The 22,470-nt window shown below is 74.1% G+C and carries 13 protein-coding genes; 6 read left to right on the top strand and 7 right to left on the bottom strand.

Going from position 1 to position 22,470, the window contains the following annotated elements; all coding sequences use genetic code 11:
* Nucleotides 1-30: 30 nt before the first annotated feature.
* Nucleotides 31-372 carry a hypothetical protein gene (locus FHS29_RS19325; RefSeq protein ID WP_184692238.1) on the top strand — a complete coding sequence of 114 codons (342 nt, stop codon included), beginning with the start codon at nucleotides 31-33 and terminating at the stop codon, nucleotides 370-372.
* A 47-nt stretch (nucleotides 373-419) separates the two neighbouring features.
* Here FHS29_RS19325 and FHS29_RS19320 read toward each other — a convergent pair whose 3' ends face one another.
* The 7 genes from FHS29_RS19320 to FHS29_RS19290 form a co-directional block, all read right to left on the bottom strand.
* Nucleotides 420-794, bottom strand: a complete 375-nt coding sequence (locus FHS29_RS19320; protein WP_184692236.1) for a DUF6114 domain-containing protein — start codon at nucleotides 792-794, stop codon at nucleotides 420-422.
* Nucleotides 791-1,369 (bottom strand): DUF6230 family protein, encoded by a 579-nt coding sequence (locus FHS29_RS19315; protein WP_184692234.1) that lies wholly within the window; start codon nucleotides 1,367-1,369, stop codon nucleotides 791-793. The genes FHS29_RS19320 and FHS29_RS19315 overlap by 4 nt, the downstream gene beginning before the upstream one ends.
* Nucleotides 1,366-1,635, bottom strand: coding sequence for an acyl carrier protein (locus FHS29_RS19310; RefSeq protein WP_184692233.1), 270 nt, complete (start codon nucleotides 1,633-1,635; stop codon nucleotides 1,366-1,368). Before FHS29_RS19310 ends, FHS29_RS19315 begins: the two co-directional genes overlap by 4 nt.
* Nucleotides 1,632-3,452 (bottom strand): hypothetical protein, encoded by a 1,821-nt coding sequence (locus FHS29_RS19305; protein ID WP_184692232.1) that lies wholly within the window; start codon nucleotides 3,450-3,452, stop codon nucleotides 1,632-1,634. Before FHS29_RS19305 ends, FHS29_RS19310 begins: the two co-directional genes overlap by 4 nt.
* Nucleotides 3,449-8,407, bottom strand: coding sequence for an acyltransferase domain-containing protein (locus tag FHS29_RS38185; protein ID WP_184692231.1), 4,959 nt, complete (start codon nucleotides 8,405-8,407; stop codon nucleotides 3,449-3,451). Before FHS29_RS38185 ends, FHS29_RS19305 begins: the two co-directional genes overlap by 4 nt.
* Before the next feature lie 2 nt (nucleotides 8,408-8,409).
* On the bottom strand, nucleotides 8,410-14,070 hold the full coding sequence (locus FHS29_RS19295) for a type I polyketide synthase (RefSeq protein ID WP_221456228.1): 5,661 nt from the start codon (nucleotides 14,068-14,070) through the stop codon (nucleotides 8,410-8,412).
* Nucleotides 14,071-14,293: 223 nt separating this feature from the next.
* Nucleotides 14,294-15,859 carry a PfaD family polyunsaturated fatty acid/polyketide biosynthesis protein gene (locus FHS29_RS19290; protein ID WP_184692229.1) on the bottom strand — a complete coding sequence of 522 codons (1,566 nt, stop codon included), beginning with the start codon at nucleotides 15,857-15,859 and terminating at the stop codon, nucleotides 14,294-14,296.
* Nucleotides 15,860-16,122: 263 nt separating this feature from the next.
* Here FHS29_RS19290 and FHS29_RS19285 point away from each other — a divergent pair, with 263 nt between their 5' ends.
* From FHS29_RS19285 to FHS29_RS19265, 5 genes are all read left to right on the top strand, one after another.
* Nucleotides 16,123-17,022: an alpha/beta fold hydrolase gene (locus tag FHS29_RS19285; protein ID WP_184692228.1), complete on the top strand. Its 900-nt coding sequence runs from the start codon at nucleotides 16,123-16,125 to the stop codon at nucleotides 17,020-17,022.
* Complete coding sequence (locus FHS29_RS19280; RefSeq protein WP_184692226.1) at nucleotides 17,006-18,658, top strand: fatty acid CoA ligase family protein; 1,653 nt, start codon at nucleotides 17,006-17,008, stop codon at nucleotides 18,656-18,658. Before FHS29_RS19285 ends, FHS29_RS19280 begins: the two co-directional genes overlap by 17 nt.
* Nucleotides 18,655-19,659 carry a 3-oxoacyl-ACP synthase III family protein gene (locus tag FHS29_RS19275; RefSeq protein ID WP_184692224.1) on the top strand — a complete coding sequence of 335 codons (1,005 nt, stop codon included), beginning with the start codon at nucleotides 18,655-18,657 and terminating at the stop codon, nucleotides 19,657-19,659. The genes FHS29_RS19280 and FHS29_RS19275 overlap by 4 nt, the downstream gene beginning before the upstream one ends.
* On the top strand, nucleotides 19,656-20,690 hold the full coding sequence (locus FHS29_RS19270; RefSeq protein WP_184692222.1) for an NAD-dependent epimerase/dehydratase family protein: 1,035 nt from the start codon (nucleotides 19,656-19,658) through the stop codon (nucleotides 20,688-20,690). Before FHS29_RS19275 ends, FHS29_RS19270 begins: the two co-directional genes overlap by 4 nt.
* 258 nt (nucleotides 20,691-20,948) lie before the next feature.
* The gene (locus FHS29_RS19265) at nucleotides 20,949-22,463 is read left to right on the top strand and encodes an alpha/beta hydrolase (protein ID WP_184692220.1); all 1,515 of its coding nucleotides are present in this window, start codon (nucleotides 20,949-20,951) and stop codon (nucleotides 22,461-22,463) included.
* Nucleotides 22,464-22,470 lie beyond the last annotated feature (7 nt).

Raw genomic sequence — 22,470 nt, 5'->3', positions numbered from 1 at the left:
GATGAGCGAGACGGCCTACGCCTGGAGGCCGTGAGCGGCGAGTGGGTGGTCAGGCTCAGCCGCGCCACCGGCGTGCTGTTCGACCCGCCCTATTCGGCCAGATTGGTGGCCTTGGCCGACCGGGTGCTGGTCGATGGCGACGTCGGCGACCGGCTGATGATCATCCACATTGGAGGGTTAGGGTTGCTCGCATTGCTGTCCATGGCCCACCTCGACGCGCACGGCGGCCGACTCGACGTCTCCGACAGCGCCAAGGCCGCATACGTCAGAACGACCGTGTCGGGTACCGGGACCGACTGGCACCAAAGGATCGGATCGCTGGTGCGGGACGTTCGTGCGGTGGTGAGGACAGGTGTGACGCGTGCGTGGTGAGCTGATCGAGCGGTTCGAGCCGGCGAGCGGCGGTCAAGTGGTCCGGGTCATGGTTCGGCCGGCTCGTCGGCTCGCGGTGACGTTTCGTGGATAGGTACCCATGCCAGCGCGAGCATTCCGCCGATGGCGGCGAGCAGGAAACCGAGCAGAAAACCGCCCAGGTTGGTCTGCACGAGGCTCAACAGGCCGCACACGAGGGCGACGGCGCCGGCGAAGTGGCGCAGCGCGGGCTGGCACACCAGGGTCAGACCCGCGACCACCAGCAGCGCGCCCAGGACCCAGCCGGCCGTGGCTCCGGTGCCGGAGAAGCGCAGCACGCCGGTCGAGGTGGCGATCACCGCGATCAGTTCGACACCGGCGAGTGTCGTGAGCACGCCCGCGGTGAAGGGGCACGATCTGCGCCAGCGGGTGAAGCCGGTCACCGGTCGGCCTCGGTGCGGCATCCCCCGCCGTCGAACTCGTAGCCGATGTCGAGGCCGTCCAGCTCGAACGTGCCGGCGGTGGCGGACCCGCCCCTGATGGTGGCGTTCTCCAGCGTCACGGTGGCCGCCTGGTAGCCGACGGTCGCGTTGGGCGCGGTCGGCCCCAGGACGAACTGCCGGAGGTCCAGCGTGCCGGCGATGTGCTGGGTCTCCAGGACGAGGTCGGTCGCGGTGACGTGCGGTGCGCGCAGCACAGTGGTCACCGGGCCGATGACCGGCAGGTCGACGGTCGCCGACTGGCACAGGCCGGTGATCTCGGCGCTGCCCAGGCGGGTCAGCAGGGTGGCCGTTCCGGGAGCGGCGGTGGACCCGGCCAGGCCGAGGCCGAAGCCGGTGGCCTCCAAGCGGTCGAGCGTGATGGTGAACGGGGTTTCGCTGCTGAACGAGACACCGACCGCGCCTCGGGCGATGCCGGTGAGCAGCGCGGTGGCGGCGAGCGCGGTGGGCGCGGCCGCCAGCAGGAGTCGCCGTCGGCTGGTTCGGCCCACCGGGCGTCGGGTCGTGGCGGGGTTCATGCTCGTTGTCCTTCGATGGTGGTCACCAGGATGGCGGTCAGCTCGTCGATCGTGCGGTGCACGACCTCCGCCGAGTGCTCGACGGTGACGCCGTACCGCTGCTCGATCGCCACGAGTGCGGCCATGAGCTTCATCGAGTCGACCTCGGGCAGCTCGTAGACGCGGGCGGTGGGCGGGATCTGCTCGACGTCCACCGCCAGCTGCCGGGCGAGCTCACCGCGCACGACGGCCAGCGCTTCGGCGTGGGTGGGGACGGCGGTGGTCACGGGTGCTCCCGATGGGTCGGTAGGAACGGCGTGGGGTCGATCGGTGCGCCGTGGCTGATGAGTCGGGCGAACAGCCTGGCCGCGCCGGCGGCACCGGCCGCGCCGCGTCGTTCCACGCTCTCCGCGACGTGGGGCCGGCCGCGGAGGGTGGAGGCGATCCAGGTCGACGTCGTCCCACCCGCGCCCACCTCGATGAAGTAGCGGTAGCCGCGCACGTAGGCCGCGCGGACGAGGCGGGGGAAGTCCAGTGTGGACCGCAGGCCGTCGAGCAGGTCGTCCCGGATCGGTCCGTCGAGGAGCCGGGCGCGCAGTCCGGTGAACACCTCCGCTCCCCAGCCGGCCCCGTCGTCCCCCCGGAACAGGGGTGCCATGCGGTGGGAGTCGAACAGCGGTGTGTGGAACAGGTGGCTGCGGGCGGTGGCGATGCTCGGTCGGCCCAGTTCGTCGGCGAGCGCCCGGCACCGCCGCGGGTCGCCCGCGATGACGACTTCCTCGGGGGTGTTGACGTGCGTGAGGTGGACGCCGGCGAACCGGGGCAGCAGCCGCCGCACGTCGTCCGCGGTGGCGAGGACGACCCGCGACCCCCACGACCGTGGGTCCGGCGCCTGGTAGGAGGCCACCACGTCGAGGGCCTGTCCCAGGTCTGGCGCCCGCCACGACCGGCGGCCGGTGGCGACGGCCATGCTGATCTCGCCGAGGCTGTAGCCGAGGGCGCCGAACCGGCTGCCGGGCAGCAGGCCGCGCAGCGCCTCGGTCTGCGCCGCGCCGCTGAACTGGGCCGCCAGGGTGCGCGCCAGCACGTCGTCCGTGTCTTCCCCTTCCAGGAGGCCGACCGCCTCGTGCTCGGGGCGGTACCGGGCCGAGTCGTCGGTCACCGCGTCCAGGCCCGGGATCAGGTCGGGGAAGCAGCGCAGCAGTTCCCGGCTGCCGCCCGCGTAGGAGCTGAACATGCCCGGGTAGACCAGGGCCACGCCCCGGTCCGGGCCGATCGGGGCGGTGGCGCAGAAGCTGCCGGCCGGGGTGGACCAGTCGGCTCCCCCGCCGACCACGGCGGGCAGGGTGGACGCCGCCCGGTCGAGTTCCCGTGCGACCGTCGCGGGGGTGACGCACAGGACGGCGCGCAGCCGGGCGGACGGCAGGTCGCCGGCACGACGTCGGGCGAGGTCGACCACGTCCGCACCGGCGGCCACCGCGTCCCTGATGCCGACGAGGGTCCGGCCCAGGTCGGCCGCGTCACGACCGCACACCGGCAGCAGCGCCAGCGAGGTGGCGCGGTGCCAGGAAGTCCGCACGGGTCGGGCGGTGGCCGACAGCAGCACGTCGCCGACGACGGCGGTGCGCCGCGACCCGATCCACAGTCGCATGCCGCCCCGGGCCGACGGCAGGTGGTGGTGGTGCAGGCACAGGACCGCCCGCACGACCGCCACCGGTTCGCCACCGACGCCCGCGGACAACTCCGGGGTGGCAGCCGCCCCGGTCGGTGCGGCTTCGAGGATGGCGTAGGCGTCGGGCCTGGCGCCCGGCGCCACGTGCAGCGCGACCGCGCCGAAGTCGCCGGAGGCGCACAGCACCGCGCCGTCGTCGCGTACCCGGTCGAGCGCGGCGATCACCCGGTCCACGGGAATCACCGGGACGCCGGTCGCGTCGCCGACGGCCTGCTCGACCGCGAGGACTCCGGCCTTGTCGCGGTCGTCGACGGTGCCGACGATGTCGGCGGTCCCCTCGGACAGCGCGTGCTCGAAGGCGTCGAGCGCGGCGAACCCGGCGGTGTGCACTCCCAGGCCGAGCACAGACCACCTGGCGGTTCCGGGCGTCACGACGCTCCTCCCGCCGAGCGGACGGTGACCACGCCACCGGCCCGGGTCACCTCGACCCGGTGTGCGCGGGGATCGCCGGGCACGGTGGCGGTGCGCAGGTCCGCGCTCACCGCGACCGCGGACGGGTGGACCGCCACCAACCGCCCCACGTGCTCCTTGACCGCCAGGAGCGCCAAGTGGTCGCGCACCCGACCGGTCGGCAGGTCGAACACCCGGGCCGCAGTGCCGGGCAGTCCTTCCCACAACGCGAGTTCGCCGGCGGTGAGCACGGTCCGGTCGCCCTCGGAGCGGGCCGGGCCGAGCGGCTCGACCGAGCGCCGCAACGCGAAGTCCCGGACCCGGCGGGGCGTGCACCGCTCGTACCTGCCGGCCGGGACCAGCACGCTCGCCTGGCGCATCCGCACCGCCACCCGTCCCTCCACCAGCAGCTGCACGTCGAACACCGGGCACGACTCGTTCCCCCCGTCGAAGCCCGCCCACCTGATGCGGACCTCCGCGGTCCCGCTGTCGGGGACCGGGTCGCACAGGTCCAGTTCGACGACCCGGCGCGGGATCGCCACCTTCCCCGCGGCGGCCGGGGTCCAGCGGCTGAGCATGAAGCTCGGCACGGCCTGCAACGCCGCGTCGAGCACCCCTTGGTGCAGCTGCCCGCGCGGCACCCGGCCGCGGCCGATGTCCAGCAGCGCACGCGCGCCGTTCGCGCCCACCCACCAGGCGGTGATGTAGTGGAACTCGGGGCCGTGGAACTGGTGGGCGGACTCGTAGATGTCGGGCTGGAGCTCCAGGTCGGCGGGCAGCGCCAACGGCTCGGGACGGGCGGGCGCCTCGTCCACGAGCACCACCGCCCGCGCCACCTCGTCGAAGCCGCCGTCGCGGGCCAGCAGCAGCCGCGTGCTTACCCCGTCGGGTCCGGGCGTCGCCTCCGTCCGCAGCCGCAGCGGGCCCGGCACGGCGATCCAGCGGTGCACCAGCAGGTCGCGGACACCGACCACCTCGCGACCCGTGCGCACGGCGGCCGCGGCGGCGAGGCGGTCCAGCACGGACGCCAACGGCAGGACCGGGGTGGTCCAGGTCGGGGTGTGCGCCCGCACCCACGTGTCGACCTCCGGGTCGAGCACCTGGTCGACCACCTCCGGGCGGTCCCCGGCGACCGCCCGGACACCGAGCCCGGTGACCTCGTAGATGCGCAGGCCGTCGCACCACAGCGAGGCGTCGCCCACCACGTAGCGACCGCGTTCGTCCTCGCCGGCTTCCCGGACCTCGACCTCGACCGTGACCAGCCTGCTGTCGGGGGTGACCTGGCCCCGGTACTTCCACTTCACCTCACGACCCGGCAGCACCGGTTCGAAGCGGGTGCCCGGCGGCAGGTCCGCGCCACCGCGGATCAGGTGGTAGCGCAGCAGTTGGGCCATCGCCTCGACACCGAGGGAGCCGGGTTGGACGGGATCGGTGAAGAAGTGCGCCTTGAAGTACCACGCGCCGGGGTCCACGTCGATCTCGGCACGCAGCGCGCCCAGCCCGGCTGCGCCGCCGGTCGGGCGGTGGTCGGTGATCCGGTCGGGCATCAGCAGCATCGGACCGGGCATCCCGCGCGGCGCGTCGACGGTCAGGTCGACGGCGTGGTCGCCCGGCGCCTCGACGCGCCGGCGGTCGGCGTCGGTCACGGGCAGCCCGCGCTGGTCGTCGAACGCCGCGTCCGGGAAGAACCCGAAAACGGGGTCGGTGGTGAAGACCGGCACGCCGTCGGCGAGGCAGCGCACCGTGAACCCGGTCATGATGACGCCGCCGAGGCGGAACAGGGACACCAGTTCGACGTGGGTCCGCACGGTCCGGGTGTCGGGACCGATCTCGCCGGTGACCGTGCCGGCGCCGTCGAGGTTGCGGTAGCGCAGGCCGACGTTGTGCACGCCGGTGGTGAAGCCGGCCAGCCACCCGCACGGTTGCAGCGCCACTTCCATGAGCACCGCCAGGGGCATGACCGGGTGGTCGTTCTGCTCGAAGTACCACACCTCGTCCGGCACGTCGTACTCCACGACGACCGACGCCCCGGCCGCCATGCTCCCGAGCCCGCCCTGCACGGCGACGACCCGGCTGATGAACAGGAACGGCGGTCCGGGCAGCCGCGCGAGGTGGGCGGTGCCGTCGACGTCCCCGGCCAGGCTGTTCACCGCGCCGGGATTGCCCCACGCGCAGGCCAGCACGGCCGCGTGGTCCAGCGCCACCCCGTTCACGGTGGCCACGGCGACCCGCTCGCGGTGCCCGACGAGCCCGCCGAGCTGTTCCAGGGGCACGGGCCGACCCGTCGTCTGCACACGGGGAGGTCCGAGGTGCCGCCAGTGGTCCAGCGGCCAGTCGGGCACCAGCCGCACACCGACGTCGGCGGCGTGGAGGGCCTTGATCCCGTCCACCGTGACGAGCAGGTCCGCGTGCACCGTCGGGACGGGCTGCGCGCGCACGGCTCGGACGAAGACCTCGTAGACGATCTCCGCGTTGCGCGGGGTGGCCTGCCCGCGGCAGCGGACGGTGGTGGCGAGGTCGGTGACCGGGGCGAACCGCCAGCCGTCGCGGCGGACCGTGAACCCCAGGCCGGCGAGGTGGAAGGCGATGGCCTGAAATCCGCCCTGGAGCATGAGGCTGGCGGGCATGCAGGGGTCGCCGGGGAAGTGCCCGGCGAAGTACCAGTCGTCGGGACTGATCGACGCCCGGGCCTTGAGGTAGCCGCGGCCGAGGGGACCTCCCGCCGGGTCGAGGTCGACGACCTCGTGGAGCATGAGCGCCCGGCCGCCTTCGACCCGGGGTGTGCGCACGTGCGACCGGGTCCACGCCCAGTCGGGACCGAAGCAGTCCGCCGGTCGCCCGTCGGCGAAGGCGCGGACCTGCTCGGCCGTGAAGCCGCGGCGCCCCTGTGGTGGACCGGGTCGGTGGTCGTCGGCCGGCTCCAGGTCCGCCGGGCTCCACCGGACGCCGCCGGCGGCGTCGAGTTCGGCGCGGCTGAAGAACCCGGCCTGGCCGTTGCGGATGGTCAGGCGGGGTTCACCGCCGACCGAGCCGTCGCAGCGGAAGGAGAACAGGAGCACGCCGTCGTGCTCGACGAAGCGGTCGACGGTGACGTGGTGGCGCAGCGTCTCCCCCGCGCGCGGCGCTTCGCCGTGGTGCGTCACCTCGAGCCCGAGCAGCCGGAACACCCGGTCGCCGTCCACGCGCAGGTCGGCGCCCAGCCACCCGGCCAGCAACGCGATCGACTGCACGACCTCGACCGCGAGTCCGGCGGGCATCCGCCCCGCGGGATCGAGGTACCAGCCGTCCAGCCGCACGTCGGTCTCCGTGCTGATGGTGCCCGAGGGCCGCGCGCTCGGCGTCACCAGGGCGGCGGGCTCGGCGTCGAGGTCCAGGACCCGGTCGAGGATCAGCATCGGGGGCGCGGGGAGGCTCGTCCGCACCGCGCGGCCGGCCGGCGCGGCGAAGCGCGGCCCGAGCACGTCCGAGATCGGTCCGGTGGCCAGGCGTTCCAACTGCGCGCGGTCGAAGCTCGGGCGGGTGGGAGCCTGCCGGGCAGCGACAGGGATAAGGGCAGGGGCGACCTGGCGGAGGGCGGTCACCTGGGCCTGCCGGACCGCGAGGAACGCCTGGTGCGACTCGACGTGGGCGGCGAGCACGTCCCGGTGGGTCGCGACGAGCCGCGCGTGGTGCTCGGCCAGGACCGCCTGCCCCTGCGCCGACCGCGCCCGGCCGGCGGAGAGGACGACCGGTGGCAGCTCGGGCGCGGGCGGCAGCACCACCCGCGGGTCGATTCCCGGCCGGGTCGCGATCCCGCCGCCGAACAGGTGCTCCGCACGCACGCGGACGCCTGCGGCGACGAGTTCGGCGACCGCGTCGCGTGCCCGGTCGACCGCGCCGCCCGCCCCGGCGTCCCAGGCGACCGCGACGTGCTCGCGTCCGGCGAGCACCCGCTTGGCCCACCCCGTGCACAGCGCGCGCGGACCGTGCTCGACGAACACCCGCACCCCGTCGGCCCAGGCCCGCTCGACGGTGCCGGCGAAGTCGACGGTGCCCAGGGCTTGCGCGGTGACCGCGTCGGCGGCGGCCTCGGCGGTCGCCTCGTACCAGTCGGTGGTGGCGCCGCTGTAGAACCGGACGCCCGGCACCGGGGTGGTGGGGCGCAGGTGCAGGGCCCGCCAGCGGTCGCGGACCTCGGCCAGCTCGGGCGCGTGGGCGGCCAGGTCGTAGTCCACGCGGACGGTGTTGGCGGGACCGAGCCCGCGCACCACGTCGGCGCACGCCCGCGCCTCGCCGCCGATGACGCACACGTCGGGGGCGTTGACGGCCATCAGGTGCACCGCGCGTTCACCCGCCAACGCGTCCCGCACCCGGTCGGCGGGCAGGGTGACCAGGTAGGTCGCCCAGCTCTCGCCCGGCACGCCGAGCGCGGCCCAGGCGCGGCGCACGGCCCGGAGCTCGCCGGTGAGGTCGTGGGTGAACAGGCCGCTGTCGCGGGCGTCCCGGTACAACCGCTCGGCGTCGGGCCACGCGCCCAGCGCGATCAGCGCGGTGGTCTCGCCCGACGAGTAGCCGATCGCGGCCTGCGGGCCCAGCCCCAGCGAGGTGCTCGTCCGGGTGTGCGCGACGGCCAGCTCGGTGGCCGCCCGGATGCGGTCGAGCACACCGCCGCCGGGGTCCGCCGCGGAGCCGTTGGTGTAGACGAACGCGATCCCGCCGTCGACCGGGTGGTCGCGGTAGTGCACGCGGGGCGGCTTGACCCCGCCCTCGGCGAGCCAGCGCCGGGCCGCCGCCGACCGGTCGGCGTGGCCGTCGTCCACCACGACGAGCCTCGCCGGCCCGGTCCCGCCGGTTCGCCCGGCGTCCACCGCGGCCAGGACGTCACGCCGGTCCTCACCCGAGAACACGACCAGGCGCGGTGGGGTGTCGTCGGCGCCGAGGGGGGTTCGGTCGGACACGCTCATCCCTGCCGCCGCGCGAACTCGACCCCCAGCAGTTCCACCACCGGCGCACCGTCGTCCGACAGCAGCACGACGTCGCACCGCGTGCCGGCGCCGTGCGGACGTCCGGTGTGCACCACGCACCGCGACACCTTCCGGCGGCCGGGCCCGTCCGCCCGGATCTCGGCGATGCCGAGCAGCCGCGCCGCGCCGTCCAGCTCGCTCTCCGCCCACCGCGCGGCCAGGCGCAGGGCGCCGTCGACCGCCGCGGCGTCGAGCGGTCCGAGGTCGCGCGGCCACCCCGGTGTGCGGGGGTCGTCCGACTGCTCCCGCACGTCGTCGGGGACGGGCGCGAACCCGCTGTCCGATGTGGTGGCGACCTCGGCGGAGAACACGGGCACGTGGTCGTCGTCGCGCAGTTCGAGGTGGTCACCCGCCCGGACCGCGGTGAACACGTGGCCGCCCAGGTCGAGGCGCGACAGGGGGACTCCCCCGAGCACCCGGAAGTCGCGGAGCGCGAGCCGGTGGCCGGGGTGCCGGTCGACGGCCGCGCCGGCCAGCCAGGTCAGCGCCTGCGCCGGGGGCAGGCCGTCGAGCCCGACCAGGTGCGGGTGGGTCGCGCCGGTGACGCGCGCCTCGGCGGGGGCGGCCGGCGGTGCGGGCAGGTCGGGGCTCGCGACCACGACGACGCGGGTGTCGTCGCCGCCCGCGGCGAGTTCCCGGGTGAACGCCTCCGCGCCGGCGTCCGTGGCGAGCAGCGGCACGCCGGCGGCGTCGAAGTGCCGGGCGAGCGCGGGGGTGACCATGCCGCCGTCCCACGGGCCCCAGGCGATGGCGCGGACGAGCGCGTCCGGCCGTTCGGCCTGTTCGGCGCTCGCGACGTGGTTGAGCACCTCGTTCGCCGCGGCGTAGTCGGACTGGCCGGGGTTGCCGGTGGCGGCGACGACCGAGGAGAACAGCACGACCAGGTCGAGCGGGTCGGTCCGGGTCGCCGCGAGCAGCGCGCGCAGCCCGCCGACCTTGGTGTCCAGGACGTGGTCGTACTGCGCGTCGGTCTTGTCGACGATCCGCTTGTCGGCGACCACGCCCGCGCCGTGCACGAGGCCGGTGATCGGCCCCCACTCCCGGCGCACCCCGGCGAGCGCGTCGGTCAGCGCGTCCTCGTCGCGCACGTCGACCGCCAGGTACCGCACCGGGCTGCCCGCCCGCTCCAGGGCAGCGAGCGTCGCGCGCACCTCGCGTGCGGCGAGGATCCGCCGCGCCCGCCTCGCCAGCTCCTTCGGCGCGGTGGTCCCGTCGTCCTGCCCGGCCAGCGCCCTGGTCAGCGCCGCCTCGTCGGCCGCGTCGGCCAGGCCGGGCGGTTCGTCGGCCGGCTCCGTGCGTCCGATCAGCACGAGCTTGGGCCGGTGGGTCTCGGCGAGCCGGCGCAGCGCCGCCGCGGTCACCCCGCGCCCGCCACCGGTGGCGACGACCACGGAGTCCTCGGTGATCCGGGCTTCGGCCCCCGGGGCGACCGGGGCGGGCACCGCGGTCGGGACGAGGCGCGTGCCGTCGGCGCGCAGCCCCACCGCGGGTGTTCCGCCGCCGCGGAGCAGTTCGGCCACGATGGCCGCCGCGACCGCCTCGGTGGACCGGTCGCCGCGTTCGCAGTCGATCGCCTTGACCGAGGCGGTGGGCCACTCCGCGGCTGCGGTGCGGGCCAGCGCGGCGACACCGCCGAGCCAGGCGCGTTCCGGCCGGTCCGCCCGAGTTCCGAAGTCGCCGCCGGTGTCCTGCACGGTCACGAACACGCCGCGCCCGGTGGTGAACCGCTCGGCGACCACACGCGCCGCCGTGAACACCTCGCGCTGCCGGGCCAGCGCCTCGGCGGGTGATCCGACGGCCGCCAGGCCCGCCAGGTGCACCACGCCGGTGGCGTCGTCGGGCACCCGGTCCGCGACGCGAGCCGTGACACCGTGCCGGTTCAGCTCTGCCACGACCTCGTCGGCGAGCCCGGAACCACCGTCGAGCACGACGAACGAGGCGGCGCCGACACCGGCGAGGGACAGGTCGGGCGCCGGCACGGGCACCATGCGCACGGCGAGCCTGGTGGCTTCCCGGGGATCCGCGCCGAGGGCCTTGTGGTCGGCGACGGGCTCGACGTGGTCGGCGACGGGCTCGACGGCCTGCCAGGACACCGCGTCGACCGCGCCGCCCGCGACGGCCATGCCGTTGATCCGGTCGATGACCTCGCGCAGGGTCCGCAAGGCCCCCAGTTCGGCGATGTCCCCCTCGGCCAGCTCCCCGACCTGGTCGCGGAACGAGGCCAGGATCTCGACCCGCTTGATGGAGTCGATGCCGAGGTCGGCTTCCAGCTCCATGTCCAGGTCGAGGACCTCCACCGGGTAGCCGGTGCGGTCCGCCACCACCGAGAGCACCAGGTCGGCCGTCTCCTCCGGGGACAGGCTGCCGAGGACGATGCCGGGGGGCGAGGAGGACTCGGCTGCGGACACGGGCGCAGGAACGGACGTGGGCGCCGGTGGCATGGTGAAGGCCACCGCGGGTTCCGCCACCGGAGGGACCACCGTCGGAACCGGCGCGGTGGACGTCGGGGACGCGGCGTTCCCGACGCCCTGCGCGGTCAGCAGGGCCGCGAACGTCGCCTCGGAGGCCCGGAGGAAGTCCTGGTGGCTCTCCACCAGCATCCGGTGCACGGCGGTGTGCGCTTCGGCCGTGTGCCGCTGGGCGCTCTCGATCGCGGCGAGCCACCCGCTGTCCGCCGCGGGTCCGGCGGCGAGGGAGGAGGCGGGTGGTGGAACGGGCTGCTGGGGCGTCACCGGGGTCTCTTCACGGGGTGGGTTCGGGGCGGGCAGGGCGGCGGCGCCGCCCTCGGGTGGGTAGCGCAGGCCGCGGTTGCCGCCGTCGATCGGCACGGTCAGGGCCGGCGTCGGGGTGTCGGCGTGCGCGGTGCGCTGGTCGTACTCGCGCCACAGCTCGTCGAAGTCGAGCGGGACGCCCCGCACGGCGAGCCGGCCGAGGGCGTCGTGCAACCCGGTGACCCCGTCGCGCCCGCGCGGTTGCACGGCCACCGCCGCGTGTTCGCGGTCCGCCAGGATCCGCTCGACCAGGCCGGTGAGCGTCGTGCCCGGGCCGACCTCGACGAACGTGCGCACCCCGGCCTCGTACAGGGCTTCGACCTGTCGGTCGAACAACACGGGCGCCGCGAGGTGCCCGGCGATCCGGCTCCGGACGACCTCCGGGTCGGTCGGGTAGGGCGCCGCGTCCTCGTTGCCGTGCACCGGGATGCGGGGCTCGCCGATCTCCAGTTCGCCGAGGACGCGCTCCAGCCGGCGCGCCGCGGCGGCGACCAGCGGGCTGTGGAAGGCCGTCGACGCGTCGAGCCGGCGGGTGGTGATGCCCTGCGCGGCGCACTTGCCCTCGGCGGCCTCGATCGCGGTGGTGGTACCGGACAGCACGAACTGGTCGGGCCCGTTGTGGTTGGCCAGCCAGATCCCGCCTCCGCAGCTCTCCAGCACGGTGTCGACCTCCGCGCGGGTGGCCGTCACCGCGGTCATCGCCCCCGGCGCGTCGGCCGCGGCGTCGCGCATGGCCTCGCCGCGTGCCCGGGCCAGCCGCACCAGCGACGCGGCGTCGAGCACCCCGGCGGCGTGCAGGGCGGTCAGCTCGCCGAAGCTGTGCCCCGCGACGTGGTCGGGCTCCAGGCCGAGCCCCCGCAACACGGCCAGCAGCGCCGACTCGCCCACGGCCAGGGCGGGTTGGGCCCACTCGGTGGCGGTCAGCAGGTCGTGCTGGGAGGCTCGCTGGTCGTCGGTGAAGGCGGGCGGCGGGAACACCACGCGGTGCAGCGCGCGGTCGTCGAAGCGGCACGAGCCCAGCTCGTCCCACACCGCCTGGGCGGTGGCCGAGTGCATCGCGAGGTCCGCGCCCATGCCGACGTGCTGGGAGCCCTGGCCGGGGAACAGGAAGGCGATCCGCCCGGGACGCGGCTCGCCGGTGGCGCAGTGCACGCCACCGGGCAGGGAGAACGACGTGTCCGGCCGCTGGTCGAGCACCGCCGCCACTTGGGCCAGCTTGTCCGCGAGGTCAGTGGTGTCGGAGGCGACGACGGCGAGTCGGACCCGCTCACCGGGGTCGAAGGCGCGCTGGCTCTCCCGGGCGGTGTCGGCGAGCGGGCGGGACGGGTCGGGGGTCCACTCGGTCAGCGCCCGCGCGGTGGGCGCGCTGATCAGCACGAGCTCGGTCGGCACGGCCCTCGCCCGCGGGGCGCGGCGCGCGAACGAGGCGTCCGACGGGGCGTACTCCTCCAGCGTGACGTGGAAGTTCGTGCCGCCGAACCCGAAGCTGGACACCGAGGCCCGGCGCGGGTGGTCGGCGGCGCGCACCCAGGGGCGGGCCGCGGTGTTGAGGTGGAACGGGCTGCCGTCGAGGCCCAGCTCCGGGTTGGGTCGCTCGACCTTGATCGACGGCGGCAGCACCCGGTGGTGCAGCGCGAACACCGCCTTGAGCAGACCGGCGGCGCCCGCGGTGGCCTTGGTGTGACCGATCTGCGACTTCACCGAGCCCAGCGCGCACCACTGCTCGTCGTCCCGGCCCGATTCGGCGAACACCTCGCGCAGCGCGGCGAACTCGGCGGCGTCCCCGGCCCTGGTGCCGGTGCCGTGCGCCTCGACCAGTTCGACGGTGTCAGGCCCGTACCCGGCTTCCTGGTAGGCACGGCGCAGCGCGCGCGCCTGTCCCTGCGGGGTCGGCGTGTAGATGGCGCTGCCCCTGCCGTCGGACGACGTGCCGATGCCCCTGATGACCGCGTAGACGTGGTCGCAGTCGCGCTCCGCGTCTTCCAGGCGCTTGAGCGCGTACATCGCCACGCCCTCGCCGAGCATGGTGCCGTCGGCGTCCGCGGCGAAGGGACGGCAGTCGCCGGTGAGCGACAGCGCGGGCGTCTTCGAGAAGCACAAGTACATCTCGACGTTGTTGTAGGTGTCGACGCCACCGCTGAGGACCAGGTCGGCCCGGCCCAGCGACAGCTCGGAGACCGCGGTGGACAGCGCGGCGAACGAACTGGCGCACGCGGCGTCGGTGACGTGGTTGGTGCCGTGGAAGTCGAAGCGGTTGGCGATCCGCCCGGCGATGACGTTGGCCAGGCCGCCGGGGAAGGTGGCCTCCCGCCACTCGGGGTAGTGGCCGCTGATGCGCTCGCAGATCTCCTGCACCAGTGGTTCGGCCACTCCGCTTTCCCGCAGCGCCTTGACCCAGACCGGGCGCTGCGACCGGCCGCCCACCTGGATCATCAGCGGTGTCCCCCCTGCGCCGAGCACGACGGAGACGCGTTCCCGGTCCGGCTCGGAGGTCCCGGCGAGGTCCCCGAGCACCTGCTCGGCCACGAGCAGCGCGAGCAGTTGCGAGCTGTCGGTGGCCTCGATGGTGCGCGGCGGAACCCCGTAGGCCGCCGGGTCGAAGTCGACCGCCGGCAGGAACGCGCCGCGCTTGGCGTAGGTCTTGTCCCGCGCGAGGGGGTCGGGGTCGTAGTGGTCCTCGACCAGCCACCGCGTCGGCGGCACTTCCACCATCAGGTCTCGCCCGTGGACCAGGGTGCGCCAGTAACCACCGCTTCCCGGCTCACCGGGCAGCAACGCGCCGACGCCGACCACCGCCACGGGAACCTGCCGGTACCGGTCAACCACTGCGGCCTCTCCTCCTCGAATCGAACTCGTGGCCGGGCGACCCGCCCGACCGGACGCCAGGTGTCCGTCGACGTTCCCGGCGGGACTCGACCGGATGTCGGTCGCGGTGGAGTCCAATGTGGACTCCTGCGCGGAGGTTCCGGGCATCGGTCGCCGCGAAGTGCCCGGGTCCATCTTGGACGGGTGATCCCCGACCATCGTTTTCCTCGGCATGGTCGTCAGGTCAGGCCAGGCGCACGGGCCGGAACACCGCCGCTGCCGCGGGCACGGCGACGCCGTGAGTGCGCAACTGGTGGGCGCGGGTGGCGACCGCGGCGCCTTCGAGCAGGTTGAGCGCGATCTGCACGACGGTCCGGTTGTCCGGCTCGGCCAGGAACGACCCGGCCACCCACCGGTTGAACGCGCCGAGCGCCGGGCCGCACCACAGCTGATAGTCCGTGCGCCGGTCCGGGTCGCCGGTGATCGCCCACCGGCTGGAGTTGCCCAGGTACCAACGGAAGACCAGCGCCATGCGGTGCTTCGGGTCGCGCTCCGCGCGTTCGAGCTGGGCGGGATCGCGGTGCCGCCAGAACTCGCGGGTCAGCTCCCACACCTGTGCCAGCGGCATGCGGAAGACCTCGCGTTCGAGCTTGGCCGTCGTCGCACCGGGCAGCGCGTGCAGCCCCGCGTGGTCCCGGTACGCCTCGTACAACCTGGCCGCGCGGGCCGCGAACAGCGTGCCGCGGCGGGCGACCTGGAGGCGTACGCCCAGCTCGAACATGTCGGCCGCGGGCGCCATCGCCACGTCGGCCACGTCGACCTCGGACAGCATCCGCTTGGCGGCGTCGGAGACACCGGCCTCGACGGCTACCTGGTTGACCGAGCCGGTGACCACGTAGTCGGCGCCGAGCGCGAAGGCCGCGGCGACCGCCTCGGGGGTGCCCAGTCCCCCGGCCGCGCCGACCCGCACGGGGTGGCCGTGCCGCCGGACGTGCCGGTCCCGCAGTGCCAGGACGGCGGGCAGCAGCGCGGCCAACGGCCGGTTGTCGGTGTGGCCGCCGCTGTCGGCTTCCACCGTGACGTCCTCGGCCACCGGTACCCGCGCGGCCAACCGCGCCTCCTCCTCGGTCAGCTCGCCCCGGTCGACCAGCGACCGCAGGAGGGCGGCGGGCGCCGGGCGGAGGAACTTCTCGGCCACCTCGGGGCGCGACAGCTTGGCCAGCAGCCGGACGCGCCGCGTGATCCGGCCGTCGCGGTCGAGCCGCAGGCCGGAGGTCGCGCAGCGCACCACGGCCGGGGTCAGGTCCATGAACGCCGACGCCGAGACCCGGGGCACCCCGCGGCGCAGCACCACGTCCACGATCTTCCGCTCCAGGGCGGGTTCCCCGGGATTGTGGATGAGGTTGACACCCCAGTTCGCGCGCCCCGGCAGCGCCTCGCCCAACTCCCGCACCGCGTCCTCGACCTCGCCCGGTTCCAGGCCGGCCGCGCCGAAGAAGCCGAGCATCCCGGCCTCCGCCATCGCCACCACCAGCCGCGTGGTGGAGATCCCGTTGGCCATCTCCCCTGCCACGTAAGGGAACCGGACGCCGTGCGCCTCGCAGAACACCCGGCCGCCCAACCACTCCGGGTACAGCGGCGGCAGCGACCCGACGAGGTTCTCGCGCGGCGTCGGCCCGGTGACCACGCCGAGCCGGCGACCGCCCGGGTCGGTCACCACGTGCGCGTGCTCCCGGAACCGCCGCGCGCAGTCCACCACGTCCCCAGCGGGGGAGGACACGACGGCGTCCGAGGGGGCCGACACCGACATCACGCTGCTCCAAGCACTGAGGTGGCACGACCCACTGCGGTCCGGCCGTTCACGTCGTCTCCTCCACCGGCACGCCGGCCGGGTCCGGGAACCCGATGGAGGATTCCACAACTCCGGTGACGCTTACGTCTTCAGAGGACTGATCTACTCGATCGTGTGGATTGCCCGCTCCGACCACCCGATCAGGTGGGCCGTGGTTTCACCCGACACGCTCGCCGTGCCACGGTGGGCCTCCCGTCGTCGCCACTCGCGAGGAGCCCGCAGTGCCTGAGACCGACCGGACCGCAACGCCGTCGCGGTGGTTCTCACGGGGCTCGGTGCGCCAGCACTACCTCGACGTCGGCGAGGGCCCGCCGGTGCTGATGTTGCACGGCAACCCCAGTTGGAGCTACCTGTGGCGCGACCTGGTCGCCGCCCTGCGCGGCGGCCACCGCTGCCTGGTCCCCGACCACATCGGCATGGGGCGCTCCGACCGGCCGGCCGAGGACGAGTACGCCTACACCCTCGCCTCGCGCGTGGACGACCTGGACGCGCTCACCGCGCACCTGATCGACGAGCGCGGTGTGCCGGAAACCGGGTGGACGCTGGTCCTGCACGACTGGGGCGGGCCGATCGGCATGGCGTGGGCCGCCCGCCACCCCGAGCGGGTCGCCCGGCTGGTCGTGCTGAACACCGCGGCGTTCCCCCATCCGTTCCCCTCGGGCCGGCTGCCGTGGCACCTCGCGGCAGCGCTGTGTGCCATCAAGAACACCGCCCCGGCACGGCACTTGTTCCTGCGCCACAACGCCTTCGCTCGCGCCACGGCACGCATCGGCGTGAAACGGCGGCTGGACCCGGCCGTCCGCCGCGCCTACCTGGAGCCCTACCGGACCCCGCGGGACCGGCTGGCGATCCTCCGCTTCGTCCAGGACATCCCGCTGACCCCGGCCGACCCGGCGTGGTCGGAGTTGCTGGCCGCCGACCGGGCGACCCGGCTGCTGGCCGACCGCCCGACGTTCATCGGCTGGGGCGGGCGCGACCCGGTGTTCCGGCGCGAGTTCCTGGACGAGTGGCTGCGGCGATTCCCCGACGCCGTCTGCCGGACCTATCCCGACGCCGGGCACTACGTGCTCGAAGACGAAACCGAGGCGCTGGTGGGTGAGATCCGTGCTTTCCTCGCCTGACCGTCCCACGACCGACTTCGTCGCGGTGTTCACCGAGCACGCGCGCCGGCACCCCGACTCCCCGGTCGTGCGCCAAGCCCTCGGCCGGGGCCGGTACGCGGTGGTCACCTTCCGCCAACTCGTCGACCGGGCCGACGCCTGCGCCGGAGCGCTGTCCGCCGCCGGGGTCGGACCCGGCACGCGGGTGTGCCTGCTGGTGCCGCCCGGCCCGCAACTGGGTCCTCTGCTGCTGGCGCTGGCGAGGATCGGGGCGGTGCTGGTCGTGGTCGACCCGGGGATGTCCCCGCGGCAGCTCGCCGACTGCCTGGCGGAGGCGGCCCCGGAGGTCTTCATCGGCATCCCGCTCGCCCACGCCGCGAGGACCCTGCTCCGCTGGGGACGCGGCAGCGTGCGCCTGCCGATCACGGTGGGGCGGCGCTATTTCTGGGGCGGGCCGACGCTCGACGGCCTCATCGCGGGCTCGCCTCCCGCAGTGGTGCCGCGGGCGCCCGTGCTGGACGCCGTGGCGGCCGTCGCGTTCACCTCCGGGTCGACCGGACCGGCCAAACCCGTGGAGTTCCTGGGACGGCACCTGGCCGCCCAGGTGGAACTGATCGCCGGAGTGGTCGACCTCGCGCCGGGCGAGCGGTGGCTGTCGACGTTCCCCCCGTTCGCCTTGGCCGGTCCCCTGCTGGGCTTGGAGCTCGTCGTGCCGGACGTCGATCCCGTGCGGTCCGCGATGGCGCCGCCCGGCCCGCTGGCCGCGGAGATCGAGCGGTCCGGGGTGGCCGGGATGTTCGCCGCACCGGCCACGCTGGACCGGCTGTCCCGGCACTGCGTCGACCGCGGGCTGGTGCTGGGCACGTTGCGGCTGGTGCTCTCGGCCGGGGCCTCGCTCACCCCCCGTGCGGTCCGGCGCCTGCGCCGCTGCCTGGCCCCCGACGCGCTGCTGTACTCCGTCTACGGCGCCACCGAGTGCCTGCCGGTGAGCGCGATCGAGAGCCGCGAACTGCTCGACGGCCCCGCGCGGGCCGCCGAACGCGGCGAGGGAACCTGCGTCGGCCGCCCGCTGCCCGGCAACACCGTCCGCGTGATCCGCGTCGACGACGGCCCGATCGACGCGTGGAGCGACGACCTGCCGGCCCCACCCGGCGGCATCGGCGAGATCACCGTCACCGGTCCGAGCACGAGCGAGCGCTACCCCGGGCGGGAGCGGCACACCGCGCTGGCCAAGATCCGCGACGGCGACCGGGTGGTGCACCGCACGGGCGACCTCGGCCGCTTCGACGAGGACGGCCGGTTGTGGTTCCTGGGCCGCAAGTCGCAGCGGGTCCGCACGCCGCGCGGTGACCTGTGCACCGAACAGGTGGAGCCGGTCGCCGACACCGTGCCGGGGGTTCGCCGCTCGGCGCTGGTCGGGGTGGGCGAGCCCGGTCGGCAGGTGCCGGTGCTGTGCGTGGAGGCCGAGCGCGGGGCCGACCGCCGCCGGATCACCGCCGAGGTGCTCGCCCTGCTCGCCCCCGCCGGCGTCCGGCACGTGCTGTTCCACCGGCGGTTCCCGGTGGACGCGCGGCACCGCAGCAAGATCGTCCGGGAACGCCTCGCGCGGTGGGCGGCACGCCGACTGCCCGCGCCGACACCACGGGAGACCTCATGACCTGGGCCAGGATGGTCGGCGTCGCCGCGCACCTGCCCGAGCGGCGGACCTCCTCCGCCGACATCGAGGCACGCCTGGCCGAGCTCAACCCGGGACTGGACGTCCCGCGCGACTTCATCGAGCGGATGAGCGGGGTGCGCTACCGGCACACCGCGCCGGAGGGGTGGACCGCCGCCGAGCTGGCCGCCGCCGCGGCCGGGAAGCTGCTGGCCGACTGCGGGCGCGACATCGCCGACGTGGACCTGCTCATCTTCGCCGCGACCTCGATGTCCGTGATCGAACCCGCGACCGCTCACATCGTGGCGAACCTGCTCGGCGCGTCGTGCCCGGTCTTCGACGTCAAGAACGCGTGCAACAGCGTGTTCAACGCCATCGAGGTCGCCGACGCGATGATCAGCGCCGGCCGCTACCGCCGCGTGCTCATCGCCTGCGGCGAGTGGCTGTCGCCGGTGATCAGGTGGCAGGCGAAGGACGGCGACCTGCGCGACTACTTCGAGGTCGCGTTGTCCCACACGGTGTCCGACGCGGGCGCCGCCGTGCTGCTGGAAGCCGCTGACGCACCCGGCGTGCTGCGCACCGCCGCCCACGCCGACTCCAGCGCCTGGGACGCCGCCGCCGCGACGATCGCCGTCACGCCGGGTGCCTCGCGCCTGGGCGCGTTCCGGGTCGACGCCATGAGGCTCCAGCGGGTGTTCCTGGACATCGACACCGGACTGGTGGACCGGGCGTTCGAGCCGCTGGGCCTGGTGCTGTCCGACTTCGCCGTCGTCTGCGTGCACCAGCCCTACACCGGGCTGCTGCCGCAGTTCGCCGAACGACTCGGCCTGACCGACGACCAGATGGTGCCCGTCGTCGCCGAGCACGGCAACGTCGCCGCCGCGGGTCTGCTCCTGCAGCTGACCAAGGCCGTCGAGTCCGGTCGGGTCCGACGCGGCGACCTGGTCGCACTGGTGGGCTTGGCCAGCGGCACCAGCATCGGCATCGCGGTGGTCCGCTGGTGACCCGCGTACTGGTCACCGGCGCCAGCGGGTTCCTGGGCCGCGCCGTGTGCCGCGTCCTGCTCCGGCACGGGTACGCGGTGCGCGGTTTCCAACGCCACCACCACCCCGCACTGCACCACCTGGGCGTCGAACAGGTGCTCGGCGACCTGCGCGACCCAGACCACGTGCACCGCGCCGTCGACGGCTGCGCGGCGGTCGTCCACACCGCGGCCAAGGCCGGCCACTGGGGCAAGGCCGAGGAGTACCACCAGATCAACGCGGGCGGCACCGACCACGTGCTCGACGCCTGCCGGGCACACGGTGTGGACCGCCTGGTCCACACCTCCTCACCCGCCGTCGTGCACCGCGGACGCGACCTCGACGGCGTGGACGAGTCCGTCCCCTACGCCACCAGGTTCCGCTCCCCCTACCCAGCCTCCAAGGCGATCGCCGAACAGCACGTGCTGGCCGCCAACAGCCCCACCCTGGCCACCGTCGCGCTGCGCCCCCACCTGATCTGGGGGCCGGAGGACCCGCACTTCCTGCCCCGCCTCACCGCCCAGGCCCGGGCGGGCCGCCTGCGCCACCTCGGCCGCACCTCCAAGAAGATCGACACGGTGCACGTCGTCAACGCCGCCCGGGCCCACCTGCTCGCCCTGCAACGCCTCACCCCCGGCGCGCCGATAGCGGGCAAGGCGTACTTCATCACCCAGGGCCACCCGCTCCCGGTCGACCTGGTGATCAACGGCCTGCTGATCGCCGCCGGCCTACCCCCGGAACAACGCCGCGTGCCACGCCCGCCGGCCCGTCTCGCGGGCACAGCGGTCGAACTCGCCTTCCGCCTGACCAACCGCGCCGCCGAACCACCGATCACCAGGTTCCTGATGGACCAACTCGGCACCGCCCACTGGTTCGACATCACCGCCGCCCGGACCGACCTGGGCTACCACCCCGAGGTCGGCCTCCTGGAGGGACTGGCCGAACTGGCCGGCTGGATCGCCTCCACCGGTCGGAAAGGCGAAGGCGCAGCGGTCGAGGGCGCAACGACCTGACCTGCCGATCTGGTCCGAAGCTCCAATAGCGCACCGCCGCGCCGGGGTTGTCCTCGCGCTGCGGGCACCTCGTCCGACCGCTGCCGACCGTGTACGACGCTGCCGAGCATGACGGTGCGAACATTCCCGAGCTTCGATCTTGCGTTCCCAGGACGCCGACCGGCCTGGTTCTTTCGTGGTCCCGAACGCCCGGCGCTTCCCAGGTTGTCCTCCACCCCGCCACCCATATGAGGTGGTGCCACGACCAGAGGGGTGCTCATGAGAAAAGTTGTGGTAGCCGTGTCCGCAGTCGCCTTGGTGGCGACCCTCCCGGCCCCGGCGCAGGCCCGGGAGCAGGACCAACGAACCCCGCTGCACGCCCAGCGCCTCACCTGGGCGCCGTGCGACGACATCCCCGAACCCACCCTGGAGTGCAGCACCTACACAGCGCCGCAGGACTGGCGCAGCCCCGGCAGCGGCAAGACGATCACCATCGCGATCAGCCGCCTCAAGCCCAAGCCCGGCAGGACCAGAGGCAGCGTGGTGACCAACCCGGGCGGCCCCGGCGCACCGGGCCGGACCCTGCCCCTGCACTTCCAGGACAGGTCGAAGCTCGTCGACAACTTCGAGATCGTCGGCGTCGACCCGCGCGGAACCGGTGCCAGCACCAACGTCACCTGCGCGAACGCCAACTCCCTCACGGTGACCGACCCTCGGGACCGGAGCCGGGAGAACGTCGAGCTGATCTACGACGCGGCAGAGCTCCACGCCGCCGCCTGCCAGCGGAACTCGGGCGAGTTCGGCGAGGTCGTGAACACCGAGCAGACGGTCAGGGACTACGACCTGCTCCGCCACCTGCTCGGCCGGGACAAGATCAGCTGGATCGGCTACTCCGGCGGCACCTGGACGGGCGCCTACTACGCGACCTACTTCCCGAACCGGGTGGACAAGTTCGTGTTCGACTCGAACACCGACTTCACGACCACGTTCCAGAACTCCTCGGCCGAATTCGGCCCGGGCTTCGAACGCCGCTTCCGAGTCGACTTCCTCCCGTGGGTGGCGAAATACCACAGCCTCTACCGTCTGGGGACCACGGCGGAACAGGTCCGCCAGAAGTACGAGGAGACCAGGGCAAGACTGGCGAAGGCCCCGGTCCAGCGGCCCGACGGCACCGTCTACAACGGAGTCATGCTCGACTTGCTCCTGATCCAGGGGCTGTACAGCAAGACCAACTTCCCCTACACCGCGCAGACGTTCTCGGAACTCGCCCAGCTCACCACCCAACCCACCGCCGCGGCCGCACCCGTCCGCTACCCCGACGCGGCGAGCGCCACCGCGTTCGCCATCTCGTGCAACGACACGAAGTTCCACGGAGGCCGCGACTACCTGGCAAGGGAAGCAGAACGCCTCGGCAGGCAGTACCCCCTGGCCGGCTGGTACCAGACAACAGCCCCGTGCGCGTTCTGGAAGCGACCGCCCCTCCGACTGAAGCCCGCCACCGGCAAGGGCGTGCCACCGGTCCTGATGGTGCAGTCGGCCCGAGACCCCGCAACTCCCTTGGAGGGAGCACAACGAGCCCACCGAAAGTTCGCCAACTCCCGCCTGCTCACCGTGACGGACGAGGGCGACCACGGCGTATACGCCTTCGGTAACCCGTGTGTGGACAACGTGGTCGAATCATTCCTGGTAGACGGAAAAACCCCAGAGAGAGACTCGACCTGCCCCGGACTCCCCCTGCCCGACCCGACCAGCCAAGCCCGTCCAAAAACCCCGCTGACCACCACCTACTTCTAGTAGCGCG

The organism is Saccharothrix tamanrassetensis, assembly GCF_014203665.1.
In the GTDB taxonomy this organism is placed as follows: Bacteria; Actinomycetota; Actinomycetes; order Mycobacteriales; family Pseudonocardiaceae; genus Actinosynnema; species Actinosynnema tamanrassetense.
The sequence above is the reverse complement of the archived record's forward strand: the minus strand, read 5'-3'. Positions and strand labels throughout refer to the sequence as shown.

Excerpts from the sequence above, each read along its gene's own strand:
- FHS29_RS19290 (WP_184692229.1), bottom strand. The coding sequence starts at position 15,859 with ATGTCGGTGTCGGCCCCCTCGGACGCCGTCGTGTCCTCCCCCGCTGGG.
- FHS29_RS19265 (WP_184692220.1), top strand. The coding sequence starts at position 20,949 with ATGAGAAAAGTTGTGGTAGCCGTGTCCGCAGTCGCCTTGGTGGCGACC.
- FHS29_RS19315 (WP_184692234.1), bottom strand. The coding sequence starts at position 1,369 with ATGAACCCCGCCACGACCCGACGCCCGGTGGGCCGAACCAGCCGACGG.
- FHS29_RS19275 (WP_184692224.1), top strand. The coding sequence starts at position 18,655 with ATGACCTGGGCCAGGATGGTCGGCGTCGCCGCGCACCTGCCCGAGCGG.